Here is a 16755-nt window from a genome sequence, read left to right as displayed (position 1 = left end):
GAATGGATAAGTGTCCGAGCGGTCTAAGGAGCACGCCTCGAAAGCGTGTGAGGGCGAACCCCTCCGCGAGTTCGAATCTCGCCTTATCCGCCACCAAGGGTTTCGAGGTTTTCCCGAAACCCTTTTTTCATGCCGAAAACCCAGTGTTTCCAAGGGTTTGCGCCATATGGCCCGTTCGACGTTCGATTGCGTGAAATGCCCTGATCGGACTTTCGAAAAGCGGCAAATCGAGCGGTACGTTTTCGGCCCGCCTTGCCGCTCTTACCGCCCGCGGACTCATGGCTTGCCGTTACCGCCCGCGACCACCGCGCGGCGCGACTCAGGACTCCTGTTCATGCACGGAGGCGTTCACCCACTGGTGCTGTTTCACGTCGCAACCGGAGAAGATGCCGATGTCGAGCATGCAGTCGCGGTAATCACGGCCATGCGCGATGGTGATGTAGTTGTCGTCGACCATGCGGTTGTGCGTCGGGTCCAGACCGATCCAACGACCGTCGTGGTAGACCTCCACCCAAGCGTGCGTCGCCCCCTCGCCGCCCAGCAATCCGGCGATGTAGCGCGCGGTGAGGCCGACGTGGCGGCATACGGACAGCATGACATGCGCGTAATCCTGGCACACGCCCTTGCGCTGCGCGAGCGCCTCTTCGGCGGTCGTGCGGATGGTGGTGGACAGCGGCGTGTAGACGAACGCCCTGTACACCTCATCCATCACCTCGCGCGCCTGGTCGATCGGCGTGCTGTCGGACGGCAACGCCGCGATGCGCCTCCTGCACACGTCGATCATGGCGTTGATGGCAGGCCCCGGAATGGTCAGCGCGGAATTGAAGCGATACAGGGGCTTGTATATCTCCGATTTGATATTCGCGTTGTCGACGAAGGCGATGCCCGTCACCGAATAGTTGAACATGGTGTGCGGTTCGGCGATGAAGCCGGTCATCACGACGGAATCGAAGGAATCGATGGTGGTGTCGAGCTCCACATCGGGTTCGATCTTCACCGCCACGTCCACGACCTGCTGCCTCGGGCCGGTGGCGGGGATGCACCGCAACTGGAATCGATGGTCGGTCACCGGAGAGCTGAAGGAAAGCTTCATCTCGTAATCAAACACCAGTTTCTTCACGTCGTTCTCCTCAACGCAGCTTCTCTGTTCCATGCGGTCCGCGTCCGCGTAAGCGAATCCCGCGCCATGCACGATGGCGGGCGGATGCACAAGGCAACTTATACCACCCGCCGTGCATGTCGGCATGCCATCGATCAGATGCGCTTGGCATCCATGTCCATCGCGTTGAGCATGCCGAGGTCCTTCAGGTCCTTCATGCAGATGCGGTCGTTGAAATCGTCGAGCAACGCGCCGAGCGTCTTCGCCAGATCGGCGTAGCCGCGGTCCGGCAACTGCCCCACCAGCCAGCGAAGCCCCTCGGCGAAGCATTGCGGCACCGGCAGCCCGTCCAAAGGCGCGATGTACGCGCCGAGCTTCGCGAACGGCGCCTTGAGCTCCTCGACGGAGTATCCGAAGCGGGTGTACAGGTCGAGCCGTTCCATGTATTTGCCGACGAAGATGAAGGATTTGAGCGTCGGGTCGACGGGCGAGTTCTCCACACCTCCCCAGAAGGCGAGCATGTTGTCGGCGATGTCACGATGCTTGAAGATGTCGGCCTCTTCGGTTCCATGTTCCGAGGCCTCCACGATGGAGCTCATGGCCAGTTCGACCTGCTGCAGCGAGCGGGAACCGAGTTCCGGCCGCAGGATCACCGCGTTGTTGAACGCATAGACGATGGCGCTGCGCACGGAATCGGGGTTTTTCTCGTCATACAGGAAACTGTGGATGAACGCGTCGAAGTCCTCGAAATCCTCCGGCAGGTCCAATGCCTTGGCGAACGGGCGGAACGCGTCCACGTCCGTATCCATGACCCGGTCGTAGAAGGGGAAGAACTGGCTCAGCGTCGTGAACACGCGTTCGGTGTACCGGCCGAGCCAATACAGGTTGTCGGCCTTCGACGCGGTGACCAAAGCCAGCGAGTGCTTGCGGGACTGCTCGAGCAGGTGGATGCTTTCCATGCCGGGCGCGCAATCATGCTCCACGCCGGAATCCTTGGCCAGCACCCAGGTGTCCTTGAATCCGCCGCCCTGCGACGAGTTGACGATCATCTGCCCAGGCACCGACGAATATCTGGTCAGGCCCGAATACCACACATGCGTGTTCTTGCCGGTCACCACGAACGCGCGCAGATCGCATTTGCGCGGACTCATCTCGCCGGTGTCGGGATCGACCACATCGATGTCGCGGAATTGGATGACCTCCTGCGCGATGAACCGGCGCGGCTCCGCCTTGATGCGGTCCGCGAGTTCCTCGCGCTGCGACCGGTCGAGCGAGGATCCGAACACCACGCCGTAGCCGCCGGCCTCGGCCACATCCTTGATGACGAGTTCGCCGAGCCGGTCGAGCACTTCCTTGCGGTCCTTGTCGAACATCGGCATGTAGGTCGGCGCGTTGTGCAGAATCGGCTCCTCGCCGAGATAGTAGCGGATCATGGCGGGAACGAAATAATAGATGGCCTTGTCGTCGGCGGCGCCGTTGCCCGGCGCGTTGACGATCGCCACATTGCCGGCTCGGTACGCGGAGAGGATTCCCGGCACGCCGATCACGGAATCCGGGTTGAACGCGAACGGGTCGAGGTATTCGTCGGAAAGACGGCGGTAGACCACGCCGACGCGGTGCTTCTTGCCGGAATAATCCAGGAAGTAGAGCTTGTTGTCGACCACTTCGAGGTCTTCCGGGAAGGCGAGCGCGGCGCCGGTTTTCTCGGCCAGATACGCGTGTTCGAAGAACGCGGAATTGTACCGTCCCGGCGTCAGCACGACGGCGATGCCTTCGGTGGAGACGAAATCCATGGATTTGCGCAGCAGTCGCGGATAATCGCGGTTGTCGCGCACGCGCACGTCGCGGAACAGGCGCGGCGTGATCCTTCGTTCGATGTCGCGTGCGAACAGCGGATAGCTGGCTCCGGACGGGATGCGCAGATTGTCTTCCAGCACCCACCATCTGCCGTCCTGCCCCTGCACCAGATCCTCTCCGGCGATGTGGGCGAAGATGCCACCGGGCGGCGTCACGCCGTTGACCTGCGGGAAGTACCCGGCGGACGTGTACACGTATTCTTCCGGAACGACGCCGTCTTTGATGGCGCGTTTGTCGGAATAGATGTCGCGCAGGTAGGCGTTCAACGCGTTCACGCGCTGTTTCAGTCCGGCTTCCATCCCATCGAATTCGTCGGATTCGATGATGCGCGGCACGGGGTCGTAGGGGAACAGCCGATCGTGGTATTCGCCGTTCTTGTAGATGCCGAAACGCACCCCGTTGCGGCTCAGCTCCCGATTGATGGACGCCCTGCGGTCCACCAGTTCCGATGCCAGCTTACGTGCGGCGGATTCAATCATCGTTCCACGCTCCTTCTGCCCCAAAAACGCATGCGAATGGCAAGGCTTCGCGCCCTGATAGCAACGAACGTAACTGGCGGGAGTTACCGGAAAGCGGGTTGGATTGTTACGGCATTGTCTCGGCAATGAACATGTCAACGGCCCGTAACATGCCGGTGACAAATAATCCCCGGGGAGCGTCATGGCATGATGCGCATGACGCTCCCCGGGGATCGATCACCGTTTGCCGGCGTAGGCGACGATGCGCGGCGCTATGCGTCGGGCATCATGCCGGTTCGCCGGATCGGCTCACTTCTGCCAGCCGATGTCCTGCGGCAGGGAGCCCGCGAAGCCGGACGGGCCGTAGTTGGCCAGGCCCTTCTTCGTGGCGGTGTAGGCGGGAGCGGTGGACACCGGGATGGTGCCGTAGAGGGCCAATGCAGCCTTCTCGGCCTTGTTGGTGGCCTTGGTCTGCTCGCTGTAGTCGGACAGGGCGCCGGCCTTCTTCACGAGGGAGTCGACTTCCTTGCTGCCGACGTAGGTGAAGTTCGACGGGCCGTCGGAGGTGTACAGCTGCGGGGCGGAGGTGACGAAGCCGAGCGCCGCGGTCGCCTGCCATGCCATCGGCAGCACCTGGTAGTCGCCGCTGGTCACGGTGGACGAGAACTTGCTCTCGGTCTTGTTGACGACCTTGACCTTCACGCCGGCCTTCTTCAGCATGGCTTGGTACGCGGTGGCCAGAGCCTGCTGGGTGGCGTCGTCGCCGAAGTAGGTGAACGAGACCTGCAGGGTCTTGCCGCCCTTGGCGTAGTAGCCGTCCTTGCCCATCTTGTAGCCGTCGGATTCGAGGGTCTTCTTGGCATTGGCGACGTTGTACTTGGCTTCAGCCGGCATGTTGTACTCGTAGCCCTTCTGGTACGGCATCATGAGCTCGGAGCCCGGCTGGGAAGTATCCCACTTCATGCCCTGATACTGCACGCTGTTGTAGGTCTTGACGTCGAACGCCTGGGTCAGGGCCTTGCGCACCTTGATGTCGTCGAGCGGCTTGGACTTGCCGTTGTACTCGATCACACGGGTGGTGGTGCTGTAGCCGTAACGCAGCTGCGTGTTCTTCACGCCACGCACCTGCTTGATGTCGTCCTTGGTGCTGGCGCTGGCCGCGTCGATCTCACCGTTCTGGAAGGCGTTGAGCTCGGCGCTGCTTTCCATCTGCTTGTAGACGACCTTGCTCAGCTTCGGCTTGTCGCCCCACCACTTCTCGTTCGGCACGAACGTGACCTGGGAGTCGCTGAAGGACTGCACCTTGAACGGGCCGGCGGCCCATTCGTTGTGCGGGTTCTTCACCCATCCCTGGGTGAAGGTCTTGGCATCGGCGGCCTTCGGGTTCACCAGGTCGGAGAACACCAGCTGCCACGGGTAGTACGGGGTCTGGTACTTGACGATCACCTGCTTGGCGTTCGAGCCCTCTTCGACGCTGGCGATCTTGTCGAAGCCATCGGTGCTCGGCGGGTTGTAGTCCGGGTTGGAGCCGTTGTTGGCTTCCCAGGTGGCCTTGAACGCGGTCCAGTCGATGTCGCTGCCGTCGTTCCACTTGGCCTTCGGGTTGATGTCGTACTGCACGACCATAGGATCCTTGCTGACCAGCTTCATGTCGGTCAGGTAGTCCTTGTTCACCTTGATCGGCGAGCCGGAGACCTGGTCGGAGACCAGCAGGCTCGGCTGGTACCAGCTCCACAGTTCGGACATGTATCCGGTGTTGCCGTCGGTGCTCAGGTAGTTCCAGTTCGGGCCGATCTCGGAGATGCCGAGCGTCAGCGTGCCGCCATCCTTGACCTTGTCACGGGACAGGTGGTTGTCGTAACGCTGCTTGACGCTGGGCAGCGGTAGGTCGCCGGTGTACGACGACGGAACGCCGTCGGCCGGTTCGGCCTTCAGCGTGCTCGATGAAGAACTGCTGCCCGCGCCGCAGCCGGCGAACAGCATCGAGAACGACGCCATCACGGCCGCAAGCGTCATAAGCTTGCTTTTCTTGTTCATTTTCCCCTCCATTATTCTCAAGATCCGCATCTGCGGATCCAACCCGTGCTTGATTGGCATCAAGCGAAATGGCAGGCAACCGTATGGCTGCCGCCACGGGAAGTCTCTTGCGAGGCGCGCATCGCCGGGCGTTCGCCCAGGCAACGCGCCTGTTGTTCCTTCGTCAGCGTCGGCATCAGCGGGCAACGTCCCGCGAACGGGCAGCCGGCGAAGGTCTCGGTCGCGCTGGGCAGTTCGCCCTGCAGCACGACGCGTTTGCGGGACCGTTCCTTCTGCGGATCGGGAACGGGAACCGCGCTCATCAAAGCCTTGGTGTACGGATGCAGCGGATTGTCGAACACGTCGTCCGTGTCGCCGACCTCCACAAGCCGACCCAGATACATCACCGCGATGCGGCTGGAGATGTGGCGTACCACCGACAGGTTGTGCGCCACGAACAGGTACGCGACGCCGAGCTTGTTCTGCAGATCCTCCAGCAGGTTGATCACGCCGGCCTGGATGGAGACGTCCAGCGCGGAGACCGGCTCGTCAAGCAGCACCAGCTTCGGATTCACCGCCAAGGCGCGTGCGATGGCGATGCGCTGGCGCTGGCCACCGGAGAACTGCGTCGGGAAGCGATCCACCTGATCGGGGTTCAATTCCACCAGCCGCATGAGTTCGCCGATGCGCTGGCGGATCTCCTCATGGCTCTTGTGCTGCACCTTCAACGGTTCGGCGAGCACATCGTAGATCGGCAGACGGGGGTCGAGCGAGCTCATCGGGTCCTGGAACACGTACTGCACCTGCGAACGCAGCTCGCGACGCGTCTCGCGAGGCATGCGCTTCTCCAACGTCTTGCCGAAGATGGTGATGGAGCCGGATTCCGGCTTGGTGAAGTTCATGACCTGCGTCAGCGTGGTGGATTTTCCGGAGCCGGACTCGCCCACCAAAGCGACGGTCTCGCCTTCGCGCACGTCGAGGCTCACGCCGTCCACGGCATGCACCTCGCCGATCTTGCGACGAAGGAACCCGCCCGATGTCACGGGGAAGGTCTTGCACACGTCCTTCAACTCAAGCACCGTCTTGCGCTGCTCGCGCGGAATATGCGCGAACTTGGACGGCATGCGGTCACCCACCTGGTACACGTCGTGGAAGGTGAGTCCTTTGCTGGCGATCTCGTCGGCGCGCAGGCATGCCGCATACTGTCCGTCCAAGCCGGCGACGGGCTTGAGCGCGGGTTCCTGCTGACGGCATGCGTCGGTGGCCATCGGGCAACGCGGTGCGAACGGGCAGCCCTTCGGCAGGTCGGTGAGGTTGACCGGCGAACCGGGAATGGGGACGAGGCGTTTGTCGCTGCCGCGGTCGGAACGCGGAACCGCGCCCAGCAATCCCATCGTGTAGGGCATGGCGGGATGCGCGAAGATGCTGTCGACGTTCGCATGCTCCACCGGGCGGCCGGCGTACATGACGAGGATGTCGTCGGCCATGCCGGCGATGACGCCCAGATCGTGGGTGATGAAGATGACGGCCGCGCCGGTTTCGCGCTGTGCCTTCTTCAGCACTTCGAGTACCTGCGCCTGAATCGTCACGTCCAGCGCGGTGGTCGGCTCGTCGGCGATGATGACGTCCGGGTTGTTGGCGATGGCCATGGCGATCATCACGCGCTGGCGCATGCCGCCGGAGAACTGGTGCGGGAACGCCGTCAGCCGCTTTTCCGGTTCCGGGATGCCCACCAGGTTCATCAGTTCGATGGAACGGTCGTGGATCTGCTCGGCGCTCATGCCGGGGTTGTGGATCGTCAGCGCCTCTTTGATCTGGTCGCCGATGGAGAACACCGGGGTCAGCGCGGACAGCGGGTCCTGGAAGACCATGGCGATGCCCTTGCCGCGGATCTTGCTCATCTCCAGATCGTTCTTGTCGAGCAGCTCCTCGCCGCGGTAGCGCACGGAGCCTTTGACGCTGGCGTTCTTGTCGAGCAATCCCATGATCGCCATGGACGTCACCGACTTGCCGGAGCCGGATTCGCCGACGATGCCGAGCGTCTTGCCGCGGTAGAGGTCGAAGTCGACGCCGCGCACGGCGCGCACCACGCCGGCCTCGGAGGCGAAGCTCACATGCAGGTCGCGCACCTCGAGGACGGGCTGCTCCTCTTGCGATTCGTTGTGATTGGTCATTTCGGGCTCACTCAGCCTTTCCAGCGGAACGGGAATACGGGTCGATGGCATCGCGCAGTCCATCGCCGATCAGCTGCACGGAGAAGGTCAATACGATCAGCACGATGGACGGGAACAGCAGAATCCATGGCGAGGTCATCACCGTGGTCTGTCCGGCGTTCAGCAACGTTCCCAACGAGGTGTCGGGCGCTTTGATGCCCAGGCCCAGGAAGCTCAGGGCGGTTTCGCTGTTGACCGCGCCGATGACGCCGAGCACGGTGTTGATGGTCAGCACGGAGCCCAGATTCGGCACCAGATGGCGCACGATGATGCGGAATGCCGGAACGCCCATGTATTTCGCCGCGTGCACGTACTCGCGTTCGCGCAGGCTCAACGTCAGCGTGCGCAACGTACGCGCATAGCCGATCCAGCCGAACGCGGTCAGGCCGAACACCAGCCACAACCAATCGCTGCCGCCGGTGGCGGAGCTGACGATCAGCGCGATCAGCAGGAATGACGGCACGACCAGCAGCATGTCGAGCAGCCACATGCCGACCTTTTCGAACCAGCCGCCGAAGTAGGCGATCGCGGTGCCCACGATCGCGGCGATCACCGTGGTGCCGATGGAGCTCAGCAGACCGATCGACAGCGAACGTCCGAGGCCGCGTACCACCATGGCGTACAAATCGGAACCACCGACGGTGGTGCCGAACCAGTGGTCCGCGGTCGGGCCGGAGCCCAGCGCGGTGAAATCGGGCTCGTCATAGCTCCACTTGGAAAGTTTGGAACCGAAAAGCGCGAAGAAAATCAATACCAGCAGCATCACCAATCCGACGACGGCGGACTTGCGACGCATGAAACGCCTGACGTACAGGGTCATTCGACCGGTGCGTTTGAAGGAGTCGGCGGCCGCTTTGTTGCCGGAACCGCCCTGCTCCTCCAGGTTCGGCTCCTTGTCCGCCTCGTTTTCGACGGTCTCATCATATTCGAGTGCGCTACTCATGGAAAATCACCTATTCAGCTCAGGCGGATGCGTGGATCGAGCCATGCGGAGAAGATATCGGCAAGCAGTGCGCCGGTCAACGTGCAAACGCCACCGAACGCGGTGACTGCCACGGAACCGTTGATGTCGTTCTGTCCGATGGCCTGCACGAAGTAGGATCCGACACCATTGATGGCGAACACGGTTTCGGTGATCACGGCGCCGGTGAACACGCTGGCGATGGAGAACGCCACATCGACGGCCGTCGGAATCAACGACGTGCGCAATGCGTGACGGCGGATGGCGATGTTGAGCGGCAGGCCCTTGGCGCGGGCGGTGCGCACATAATCGGCGTTCATCGTATCGAGCAGATACGTGCGTTGCGTCAGATGGTAGCTGACCATGCCGGGGATGGTGAGCACGATGGTCGGCAATACCAGATGCTGGGCGAAGTCGAGGAACCACATCAGCGGATTCGACCCGGTATACGAATGCAGACCCGTCACATAGAAGATTCTGCCGCCGGTGGCTTTGTTGAAGCTGATGGCGAGCAATACGATCAGCAGACCGAGCACGGCGGTCGGGATGACCAGGAAGAATGTGGCGACGGTGTTCAACGCGCGGTCCTGCCACTTGTACTGGCGGATGGCGGTGTACACGCCGATGCTGACGCCGAAGACCACGCCGAGGATGGTGGCGAGCGTCACCAGCTGGACGGATGCGCCGATGCGGGACGCGATCGCGGGGCCCACCGGCGACTGGTCCGGGCTCAGTCCCCAATCCCAACGTGTCACGATGTTCTTCAACCAGCGTCCGTAACGGATGATGACCGGCGTCTGGTCGTTGATGTTGGCAAGGTCAAGAGAACGGTTGATCGAGGCGATCGGCGGATGCGGATGCCTGGACATGTAGTTCGAACGCGGATCCATGAACGCGCTTGCCAGGAAATACGTCAGCGACACTGCGATGAACAGCATCACCACGTAGTTGGCGATGCGTTTGAGAATATATTTGATCATGCGACCCCCTTCGAACATCCCCATGCTCGTATTCGCTACGTGACTGTATTAGCCCTTGGGGGTTTCCGAGACAAACTCGTTTCATATTGTGGAACGAGTTTGTCTCATAATGTAGGGGGGTATCGTCCATATACCGGAAATATTCTTTATCGGGCGCTTTTGAGGCCGATTCGAAGAGCCGGATGCATGGGACGGATGCATGGAATGCCTACCACTCTTCCATCGGTTGTCCGTATTCGATCCGCCTCCAGCGGCTCAGACGTGTCAGGCGGCTCACACCTATTTGACGGATCACAGCGTGCGCTTCGCGCGAATCGATTCGGCACGTGCCGCCAACTGGTCATCCGATGGGTATTCGATGTGCTCCAAAGTCAGTCCCTGCGGCGCGATCGGACCCGTGGACCCCTCACGCAGCGGCGTCTCCATTTTCCCCGCGAACCAGTCCAGGGACCGTTTGCCTATGCCGACCTGCACGCAGCCGTTCACCAGGGACCGCACCATGTTGCGGGCGAACGCGTCCGCGACGATGGTGAAGCACGCCAGACCGGATTCCACGGCCGGCGTGCGGTACCGCTCCCCCATTGCCATGTCGTCGGCGATCAGGGGACGCTGCGGCACGCGCCGCCAGTAGGCGGTTTTGACCTCGCGTATCGTGGTGCCTCCCGGATTCGGCGTGGCGAACGATCCGAAGTCGTGCAGTCCGATCGTCATCGCGGCCGCCCGGTTCATGGCGTCGAGATTCAACACGTCGTCGATATGCAGCACGAATCCTCGGGTACGTGGATCGATCTCGCTGGATCGGTCGGCGATGCGGTACACGTAGGTGCGTTCCAGCGCGGAGAAACGCGCGTCGAATCCCTCGGGGGCCTGCGAGACGCGGTGGATGACGATGTCCTTCGGCAGCATGCGTTGCAGGCGACGTTGCAATGCGGTGACCGCGGGAACGTTCATATGGCCGACGCACCGTTCCAGGGTCTTCCCATCGACGTCGAGGTGGCAGACCTGATGCGAGGCGTGCACGCCGGTATCCGTTCTTCCCGCAACCGTAAGACGCAATGGCTCGTCCGCGTCCCCTTCGGGCACGCGGAGCACGGTATGCAGCACACGTTCCACTTCCCCCTGCACGGTGCGCAGGTCGGGCTGCTTCGCCCATCCGTAGAAGTCGGTGCCGTCATATGCCAAATCGATTCGCAGTCTCACGGCACCGAGCTTAGCAAACGGTCGTCTCATCCGCCTCGTTTGCGGCGACCTTGCGGGCCTTGCGTATGATGTGCCCTGACGATGCCCAAATGCGATGAGGGGATTGGAAACCTTTCGATTTCCAATCCCCTCATTCAGCGAGATTCAGCTGGAAAGCCGACTCACTCGGCCTTCTCGGCCGGAGCTTCCTCAGCTGCGGCTTCCGGAGCTTCCTTGGCGGCAACCTTGGTTGCGGCTTCGGCTTCCTTGACCACTGCCTGCTTCGGGCTCACCGGCTCGGTGACGAGCTCGATGATGGCCGCCGGAGCGGCGTCGCCGCGACGCGGAGCGATCTTGACGATGCGGGTGTAGCCACCCTCACGCTGCTCCATCTGCTCGGCGATCTCGGTGAACAGCTTGTGCACAACGGACTTGTTGCGGATGACGCGCATCACGCGACGACGGTTGTGCAGATCACCACGCTTGGCGAGCGTGATCAGACGCTCAGCCAGCGGACGGAGGCGCTTGGCCTTCGGCAGAGTGGTGGTGATACGGCCACGCTGGAACAGGCTGGTGGCCATGTTCGCGAGCATCAGGCGCTCATGAGCCGGGCTGGAGGCCAGACGCGGACCCTTCTTTGGTGTAGGCATTGTTACTCCTTGATGGCCCCGTCGAATTCAGGTGGGCAAAGGCCCGAACGTCCGAACCCGACGAAGCGGTTATGTCAAAAGCGGCGGATCACTCGTCTTCAGGCGAGAAGAACGTGCCACCTTCGAGGTTGTTGGTATCGAAGTTGCCAAGCGGGGAAGCCTTGAGCGCCAGACCGAGGGACTGGAGCTTTTCCTTGACTTCGTCGATGGACTTCATACCGAAATTACGGATGTCGAGCAGATCCTGCTCGGTGTGGTTGACCAATTCGCCGATCGTGTGGATGCCCTCGCGCTTCAGGCAGTTGTAGCTGCGCTGGGTGAGGTTGAGGTCCTCGATCGGAACGGCCATCTCCGGGTTGGTCTCCTCTGCCACCGGGGCAGGGCCGACCTCGACGCCTTCCGCCTGGGTGTTGAGCTCACGGCACAGGCCGAAGAGCTCCACCAGAGTGGAACCTGCGGATGCGACGGCATCGCGCGGGGAGATTGCCGGCTTGGTCTCCACGTCCAGGATGAGCTTGTCGAAGTCAGTGCGCTGTTCCACGCGGGTGGCTTCCACACGATAGCTCACCTTGAGCACCGGGGAGTAGATCGAGTCGACCGGAATGCGGCCAATCTCGGCATTGTCCTGCTTGTTCATCTGGGCTGGCACATAACCGCGGCCACGCTCGACGGTGAACTCGATCTCGAGCTCGCCGTCTTCCGCGAGGTTGGCGATATGCTTGTCCGGGTTGGCGATGGTGACGCCGGCCGGCGGGGTGATATCACCCGCGGTGGCCTCGCCCTTGCCGCTCTTGCGCAGATACATGACAACCGGCTCATCGTATTCGCTGGTGAGCACGATGCCCTTGATGTTCAGCAGGATCTCGGTAACGTCCTCTTCAACGCCCGGCAGAGTGGTGAACTCGTGCGGGACACCGGAGATGCGCACCGAAGTCACAGCCGCTCCAGGGATGGAGCTCAAGAGGGTACGACGCAGCGAGTTGCCAAGCGTGTAGCCGAAACCAGGCTCAAGAGGCTCGATGGTGAAGCGGGAACGCTGAGGGTTGAGAGATTCCTCGGTAAGTGTCGGACGCTGTGCGATAAGCACTGTGGTTATCCTTTCAGCTTCAGGCCGGTGGTGCACTCACCGGCCATAAGCGGCTTTGGATCGATGATTTCTTCTAGTGCTCAGACGCGACGGCGCTTCGGAGGACGAACGCCGTTGTGTGCCTGCGGGGTGACGTCGGTGATGGAACCGACCTCGAGGCCTGCGGACTGCAGGGAGCGGATGGCGGTTTCACGACCGGAACCCGGGCCCTTCACGAACACGTCGACCTTCTTCAGACCGTGTTCCATAGCCTTGCGGGCTGCGGACTCGGCGGCCATGCCAGCGGCGTACGGCGTGGACTTGCGGGAGCCCTTGAAGCCGACATCGCCACCGGACGCCCAGGACACAACTGCGCCGGACGGGTCGGTGATCGAGATGATGGTGTTGTTGAAAGTGGACTTGATGTGCGCCTGCCCAACCGGGACCGACTTGCGGTCGCGGCGACGCGGCTTGCGCGCGGCTTGCTTTTGAGCTGCCATTGACCCTCGTTTCCTAATAACGAATTTGCTTTGATGCCCAGACGATGAGATGCGATCATCTCGTGGCCTGGGCTAACAGCCACCGATTACTTGGTGGCCTTCTTCTTTCCGGCGACCGTGCGCTTCGGACCCTTGCGGGTACGTGCATTGGTCTTGGTGCGCTGACCGCGCACAGGAAGTCCCTTACGGTGACGCTGGCCTTGGTAGCAGTTGATCTGAATCTTACGGCGGATATCCGCATCGATCTCACGACGCAGATCACCCTCGATCTTGTAGTTACCCTCGAGGTAGTCACGCAGCGTGATCAGCTGCTCATCCGTCAGATCCTTGACGCGAATGTCCGGGTTGATACCGGTCGCGGCAAGCGTTTCCTTGGCACGAGTACGACCAACACCAAAGATGTAGGTGAGGGCGATCTCGATGCGCTTCTCATTGGGGATGTCGACTCCGGCAAGACGTGCCATTGCGATTCCTTCTGTTTCCGCAGGTCTTGCACCGAGTCGTCCGGTTTCCCGGCCCGGGCCTGCGAACCCGGGGTTCATCTCGCCGTGGCGAGCTGTGACTCAGCGCCTGTACTGTTATGCCGCTTGGATCTGCTCAGCCCTGACGCTGCTTGTGGCGCGGGTTAGTGCAGATCACCATGACGCGGCCGTGACGACGGATCACGCGGCAGTTCTCGCAGATCCTCTTCACACTAGGGCTGACCTTCATGGTTTTCCTTTGCTTGTGTACCTTTACTTGTAACGGTACGTAATGCGGCCGCGGTTCAGATCGTATGGGCTCATTTCCAGCACAACGCGATCCTGCGGCAGAATGCGGATGTAGTTCTTCCTCATCTTGCCCGAGATGGTTGCCAGCACGATATGCTTGTTCTCGAGTTCGACACGAAACATCGCGTTCGGCAGTGCTTCCACTACCTGTCCTTCGACTTCAATCACACCGTCTTTAGCCATGAGCCTCGTTCCGTTCCTTGGCGATTACTATAGTGTGCCCGAAGACACACCAACTTGCAAGAATACACGAAAACGGGAATTACGACATGCTCGGCGTGTCGTAATTCCCGTTTTCGTGTGTTTTATGCTAATGGATTCAGCCGAGCTCCGCCACGATGGTGGCCTGGATCTCGTCCACCGCGCCGACGCCGTCGAACGTCTTGAGCAGGCCGCGGTCCTTGTAGATGGACAGCAGCGGAGCGGTTTCCTTGGCATAGACGTCAAGACGCTTGGCAATGGCTTCCGGGGTGTCGTCGGAACGGCCCTCGATTTCGGCGCGCTTCTTCATGCGTTCCATCAGCACGTCGTGGTCGGCGTCGAGCGCGACCACCGCGTCGAGCGGGGTGCCGAGATCCTTGAGGATGGCGTCCAGGGCCTCGACCTGGGAGGCGTTGCGCGGGTAGCCGTCGAGGATCCAACCGTTCTTGGCGTCGTCCATGGCCAGACGATCCTTGACGATCTTGTTGGTCAGTTCGTCGGGGACCAGCTCGCCCTTGTTGATGTACGTGAGCGCTTCGACGCCGAGCTCGGTCTTGTTCTTGATGTTGTAGCGGAAGATATCGCCGGTGGAGATCGCCGGAATACCGTAATGCTTGCTCAGCAAAGCGGCCTGGGTTCCTTTGCCGACGCCTTGCGGGCCCATGATCAGCAGTCGCATGTTGTTCTCCGTTTCGTCATGCTCCTTGCGGAGTCTCGGATACTCTTTGGTTACTGTAAACGGCCATATGGCACCGCCCCCGCGACGAGGACGGTGCCATATGGCCAGGCTTTTACTTGCCTTCCTTGTGGTCGGTGCCCTCGAACAGGAAGCCAGCGTACTGGAACTGCTCGGTCTGGGCCTTGGCCTGACGCAGGGTGTCGAGTCCGACGCCCGCGATGATCAGGATGGTGGTGCCGCCGAACGGCAGCTTGGTGTTGAGGTTCAGCGCCATGATGAGCACGGTCGGGATAAGCGCCACGAACAGCAGGTACACGGCACCCACCGTGTTCAGACGGTTCATCACGTAGCTCAGGTAGCGGCTGGTCGCGTTGCCCGCGCGGATGCCCGGGATGAATCCGCCGTACTGCTTCATGTTGTCGGCGGTCTCGTCCGGATTGAAGGTGATCTCCGTGTAGAAGAAGCAGAAGAACACGATCATGAGCGCGTACAGCGCGATGTACCACACGGAGGTGGTGTTGGCGAGGTTCGAATTGATCCACTTGACCCACGACTGGTCGGAATTGCCGAACTGGGCGATCAGTGTCGGCACCGCCAGAATGGAGGACGCGAAAATCGGCGGGATGACACCGCTCATGTTGATCTTCAGCGGCAGGTACGTGGACGAGCCGCCGTACATCTTGCGTCCGATCATACGACGGGTGTACTGCACCGGGATGCGGCGCTGCGACAGCTCGACGTAGATGACGAGAATCATGATGACGAGCAGCACGCCGACGACCGCGGCGAACTTGGCCCAGTCGCCGTCGGTGCCCTTGGTGCCCCAGCCGATCTCCCACAGCTGCGGCAGGAAGCCCGAGCAGATGGACATGAAGATCAGGATGGACATGCCCTGGCCGAGTCCCTTGTCGGTGATGAGTTCGGCCATCCACATGATCAGGCCGGTACCGCCGGTCATGATGAGCACCATGACGACGAGGTTCCACACCGAACCGTCCGGCACGACCTGCGAGCACTGGTAGTTGAACAGGGCTCCGGAGCGTGCGGTCACCAGAATGGTGGTGGACTGCAGCACCGCGAGTCCGATGGTCAGATAACGCGTGTACTGGGTCAGCTTCGCCTCACCGGACTGCCCTTCCTTGTGCAGCGCCTCGAAACGAGGGATGACCACGCGCAGCAGCTGGATGACGATGGAGGCGGTGATGTACGGCATGACGCCCAACGCGAAAATCGACAGCTGCAGCATGGCGCCGCCGGAGAAGAGGTTCACCAGACCGATGAAGTTCTCGGAGGTGCTGTTCATCTTTCCGACGCACTGCTGGACGACCGTGTAGTCGACGCCTGGAGTCGGGATAAACGAACCGATACGATAAATGATGATGATGCCAAAGGTAAAGAGGATCTTGTTCCTCAATTCCTTGGTCTTCAAGGCCTGGATTAACGTCCTCACCTAGGATTCCTTCCATCGACGTGCGCGTCTGCGCACCCATGCAAACAGACTCTAACGCCCGAGTCTAGCGCACATTGCCTACCAATGCGCGTATTTCCCATACTTTTGCGAGTTTTTCCTAATTGTTTCCGATTCTTCATCGAATCTCATATAAGCAATTGAGGCTTCTTCCACGATGTGGAAGAAGCCTCAATGAGTAATTCAGCCTAGCTGAGTCTCATTCCGAAATCAGTCTTCGGAGATGGAGCCACCAGCGGCTTCGATCTTGGCCTTGGCGGAAGCGGAAGCCTTGACACCCTTGAGGGTGAAAGCAACCGTGGTCTCGCCGTCGCCCAGGACCTTGACCGGGTAACCGTCACGGACGGCACCCTTGGCGACCAGATCGGCGACGGTGATCTCGCCGCCCTGCGGGAACAGTTCCGCGAGAGCAGCGACGTTGACGACCTGGAATTCCTTCTTGAACGGGTTCTTGAAGCCGCGGAGCTTCGGAAGGCGCATGTACAGCGGCAGCTGGCCACCTTCGAAGCCCGGACGAACCTGGTAGCGCTTCTTGGTGCCCTTGTCGCCACGGCCCGAGGTCTTACCCTTGGAACCTTCACCACGACCAACGCGAATGCGATCCTTCTTGGCACCCGGAGCCGGCTTCAGGTCATGCATCTGCAGAATGTCTGCCATA

16 protein-coding genes and 1 tRNA gene are annotated in these 16755 nt (G+C 61.2%); 1 reads left to right on the top strand and 16 read right to left on the bottom strand.

Annotation, left to right across the window (positions count from 1 at the left end; all coding sequences use genetic code 11):
• Window positions 1-4: 4 nt before the first annotated feature.
• Window positions 5-93: transfer RNA gene (locus B3C64_RS06200), tRNA-Ser, on the top strand.
• Window positions 94-319: 226 nt separating this feature from the next.
• Here the strand turns inward: B3C64_RS06200 and B3C64_RS06195 are convergent.
• From B3C64_RS06195 to rplO, 16 genes are all read right to left on the bottom strand, one after another.
• Window positions 320-1120: a transglutaminase family protein gene (locus tag B3C64_RS06195; protein WP_291534491.1), complete on the bottom strand. Its 801-nt coding sequence runs from the start codon at window positions 1118-1120 to the stop codon at window positions 320-322.
• Window positions 1121-1254: 134 nt separating this feature from the next.
• Complete coding sequence (locus B3C64_RS06190; RefSeq protein WP_291534487.1) at window positions 1255-3435, bottom strand: circularly permuted type 2 ATP-grasp protein; 2181 nt, start codon at window positions 3433-3435, stop codon at window positions 1255-1257.
• Window positions 3436-3723: 288 nt separating this feature from the next.
• The gene (locus tag B3C64_RS06185) at window positions 3724-5451 is read right to left on the bottom strand and encodes an ABC transporter family substrate-binding protein (protein WP_291534486.1); all 1728 of its coding nucleotides are present in this window, start codon (window positions 5449-5451) and stop codon (window positions 3724-3726) included.
• Window positions 5452-5510: 59 nt separating this feature from the next.
• The gene (locus B3C64_RS06180) at window positions 5511-7604 is read right to left on the bottom strand and encodes an ABC transporter ATP-binding protein (RefSeq protein WP_291534485.1); all 2094 of its coding nucleotides are present in this window, start codon (window positions 7602-7604) and stop codon (window positions 5511-5513) included.
• Between the two features lie 7 nt (window positions 7605-7611).
• On the bottom strand, window positions 7612-8586 hold the full coding sequence (locus tag B3C64_RS06175) for an ABC transporter permease (protein ID WP_349679961.1): 975 nt from the start codon (window positions 8584-8586) through the stop codon (window positions 7612-7614).
• 14 nt (window positions 8587-8600) lie between these two features.
• On the bottom strand, window positions 8601-9584 hold the full coding sequence (locus tag B3C64_RS06170) for an ABC transporter permease (RefSeq protein ID WP_291534483.1): 984 nt from the start codon (window positions 9582-9584) through the stop codon (window positions 8601-8603).
• Between the two features lie 291 nt (window positions 9585-9875).
• Window positions 9876-10814, bottom strand: coding sequence for a tRNA pseudouridine synthase A (locus tag B3C64_RS06165; protein WP_291534481.1), 939 nt, complete (start codon window positions 10812-10814; stop codon window positions 9876-9878).
• A gap of 131 nt (window positions 10815-10945) precedes the next feature.
• Window positions 10946-11413: a 50S ribosomal protein L17 gene (gene rplQ, locus B3C64_RS06160; RefSeq protein WP_291534479.1), complete on the bottom strand. Its 468-nt coding sequence runs from the start codon at window positions 11411-11413 to the stop codon at window positions 10946-10948.
• Between the two features lie 88 nt (window positions 11414-11501).
• Complete coding sequence (locus B3C64_RS06155; protein ID WP_291534478.1) at window positions 11502-12500, bottom strand: DNA-directed RNA polymerase subunit alpha; 999 nt, start codon at window positions 12498-12500, stop codon at window positions 11502-11504.
• 80 nt (window positions 12501-12580) lie between these two features.
• Window positions 12581-12979 carry a 30S ribosomal protein S11 gene (gene rpsK, locus B3C64_RS06150; RefSeq protein WP_003808141.1) on the bottom strand — a complete coding sequence of 133 codons (399 nt, stop codon included), beginning with the start codon at window positions 12977-12979 and terminating at the stop codon, window positions 12581-12583.
• Window positions 12980-13065: 86 nt separating this feature from the next.
• On the bottom strand, window positions 13066-13443 hold the full coding sequence (rpsM, locus tag B3C64_RS06145) for a 30S ribosomal protein S13 (RefSeq protein WP_003808138.1): 378 nt from the start codon (window positions 13441-13443) through the stop codon (window positions 13066-13068).
• A 133-nt stretch (window positions 13444-13576) separates the two neighbouring features.
• Window positions 13577-13690 (bottom strand): 50S ribosomal protein L36, encoded by a 114-nt coding sequence (gene rpmJ, locus B3C64_RS06140; protein ID WP_003814578.1) that lies wholly within the window; start codon window positions 13688-13690, stop codon window positions 13577-13579.
• Window positions 13691-13713: 23 nt separating this feature from the next.
• Entirely contained in the window at window positions 13714-13932 is a 219-nt protein-coding gene (infA, locus tag B3C64_RS06135) for a translation initiation factor IF-1 (RefSeq protein ID WP_003808114.1), read from the bottom strand.
• A 136-nt stretch (window positions 13933-14068) separates the two neighbouring features.
• Window positions 14069-14629 (bottom strand): adenylate kinase, encoded by a 561-nt coding sequence (locus B3C64_RS06130; RefSeq protein ID WP_291534463.1) that lies wholly within the window; start codon window positions 14627-14629, stop codon window positions 14069-14071.
• A 112-nt stretch (window positions 14630-14741) separates the two neighbouring features.
• On the bottom strand, window positions 14742-16079 hold the full coding sequence (gene secY / locus B3C64_RS06125; RefSeq protein ID WP_291534462.1) for a preprotein translocase subunit SecY: 1338 nt from the start codon (window positions 16077-16079) through the stop codon (window positions 14742-14744).
• 228 nt (window positions 16080-16307) lie between these two features.
• A complete protein-coding gene (gene rplO / locus B3C64_RS06120; protein ID WP_291534461.1) occupies window positions 16308-16754 on the bottom strand; it encodes a 50S ribosomal protein L15 in 447 nt (148 codons plus the stop codon).
• Window position 16755: the final 1 nt, after the last annotated feature.

The organism is Bifidobacterium sp. UBA6881 (genome assembly GCA_002451435.1).
In the GTDB taxonomy this organism is placed as follows: Bacteria; Actinomycetota; Actinomycetes; order Actinomycetales; family Bifidobacteriaceae; genus Bifidobacterium.
This window is presented reverse-complemented; position numbering and strand designations above follow the sequence as displayed.

Excerpts from the sequence above, each read along its gene's own strand:
- B3C64_RS06180 (WP_291534485.1), bottom strand. The coding sequence starts at position 7,604 with ATGACCAATCACAACGAATCGCAAGAGGAGCAGCCCGTCCTCGAGGTG.
- rpmJ (WP_003814578.1), bottom strand. The coding sequence starts at position 13,690 with ATGAAGGTCAGCCCTAGTGTGAAGAGGATCTGCGAGAACTGCCGCGTG.
- B3C64_RS06130 (WP_291534463.1), bottom strand. The coding sequence starts at position 14,629 with ATGCGACTGCTGATCATGGGCCCGCAAGGCGTCGGCAAAGGAACCCAG.
- B3C64_RS06170 (WP_291534483.1), bottom strand. The coding sequence starts at position 9,584 with ATGATCAAATATATTCTCAAACGCATCGCCAACTACGTGGTGATGCTG.
- B3C64_RS06175 (WP_349679961.1), bottom strand. The coding sequence starts at position 8,586 with ATGAGTAGCGCACTCGAATATGATGAGACCGTCGAAAACGAGGCGGAC.
- B3C64_RS06190 (WP_291534487.1), bottom strand. The coding sequence starts at position 3,435 with ATGATTGAATCCGCCGCACGTAAGCTGGCATCGGAACTGGTGGACCGC.
- rpsM (WP_003808138.1), bottom strand. The coding sequence starts at position 13,443 with ATGGCACGTCTTGCCGGAGTCGACATCCCCAATGAGAAGCGCATCGAG.
- B3C64_RS06165 (WP_291534481.1), bottom strand. The coding sequence starts at position 10,814 with ATGAGACGACCGTTTGCTAAGCTCGGTGCCGTGAGACTGCGAATCGAT.
- infA (WP_003808114.1), bottom strand. The coding sequence starts at position 13,932 with ATGGCTAAAGACGGTGTGATTGAAGTCGAAGGACAGGTAGTGGAAGCA.
- rplO (WP_291534461.1), bottom strand. The coding sequence starts at position 16,754 with ATGGCAGACATTCTGCAGATGCATGACCTGAAGCCGGCTCCGGGTGCC.
- B3C64_RS06185 (WP_291534486.1), bottom strand. The coding sequence starts at position 5,451 with ATGAACAAGAAAAGCAAGCTTATGACGCTTGCGGCCGTGATGGCGTCG.
- rplQ (WP_291534479.1), bottom strand. The coding sequence starts at position 11,413 with ATGCCTACACCAAAGAAGGGTCCGCGTCTGGCCTCCAGCCCGGCTCAT.
- rpsK (WP_003808141.1), bottom strand. The coding sequence starts at position 12,979 with ATGGCAGCTCAAAAGCAAGCCGCGCGCAAGCCGCGTCGCCGCGACCGC.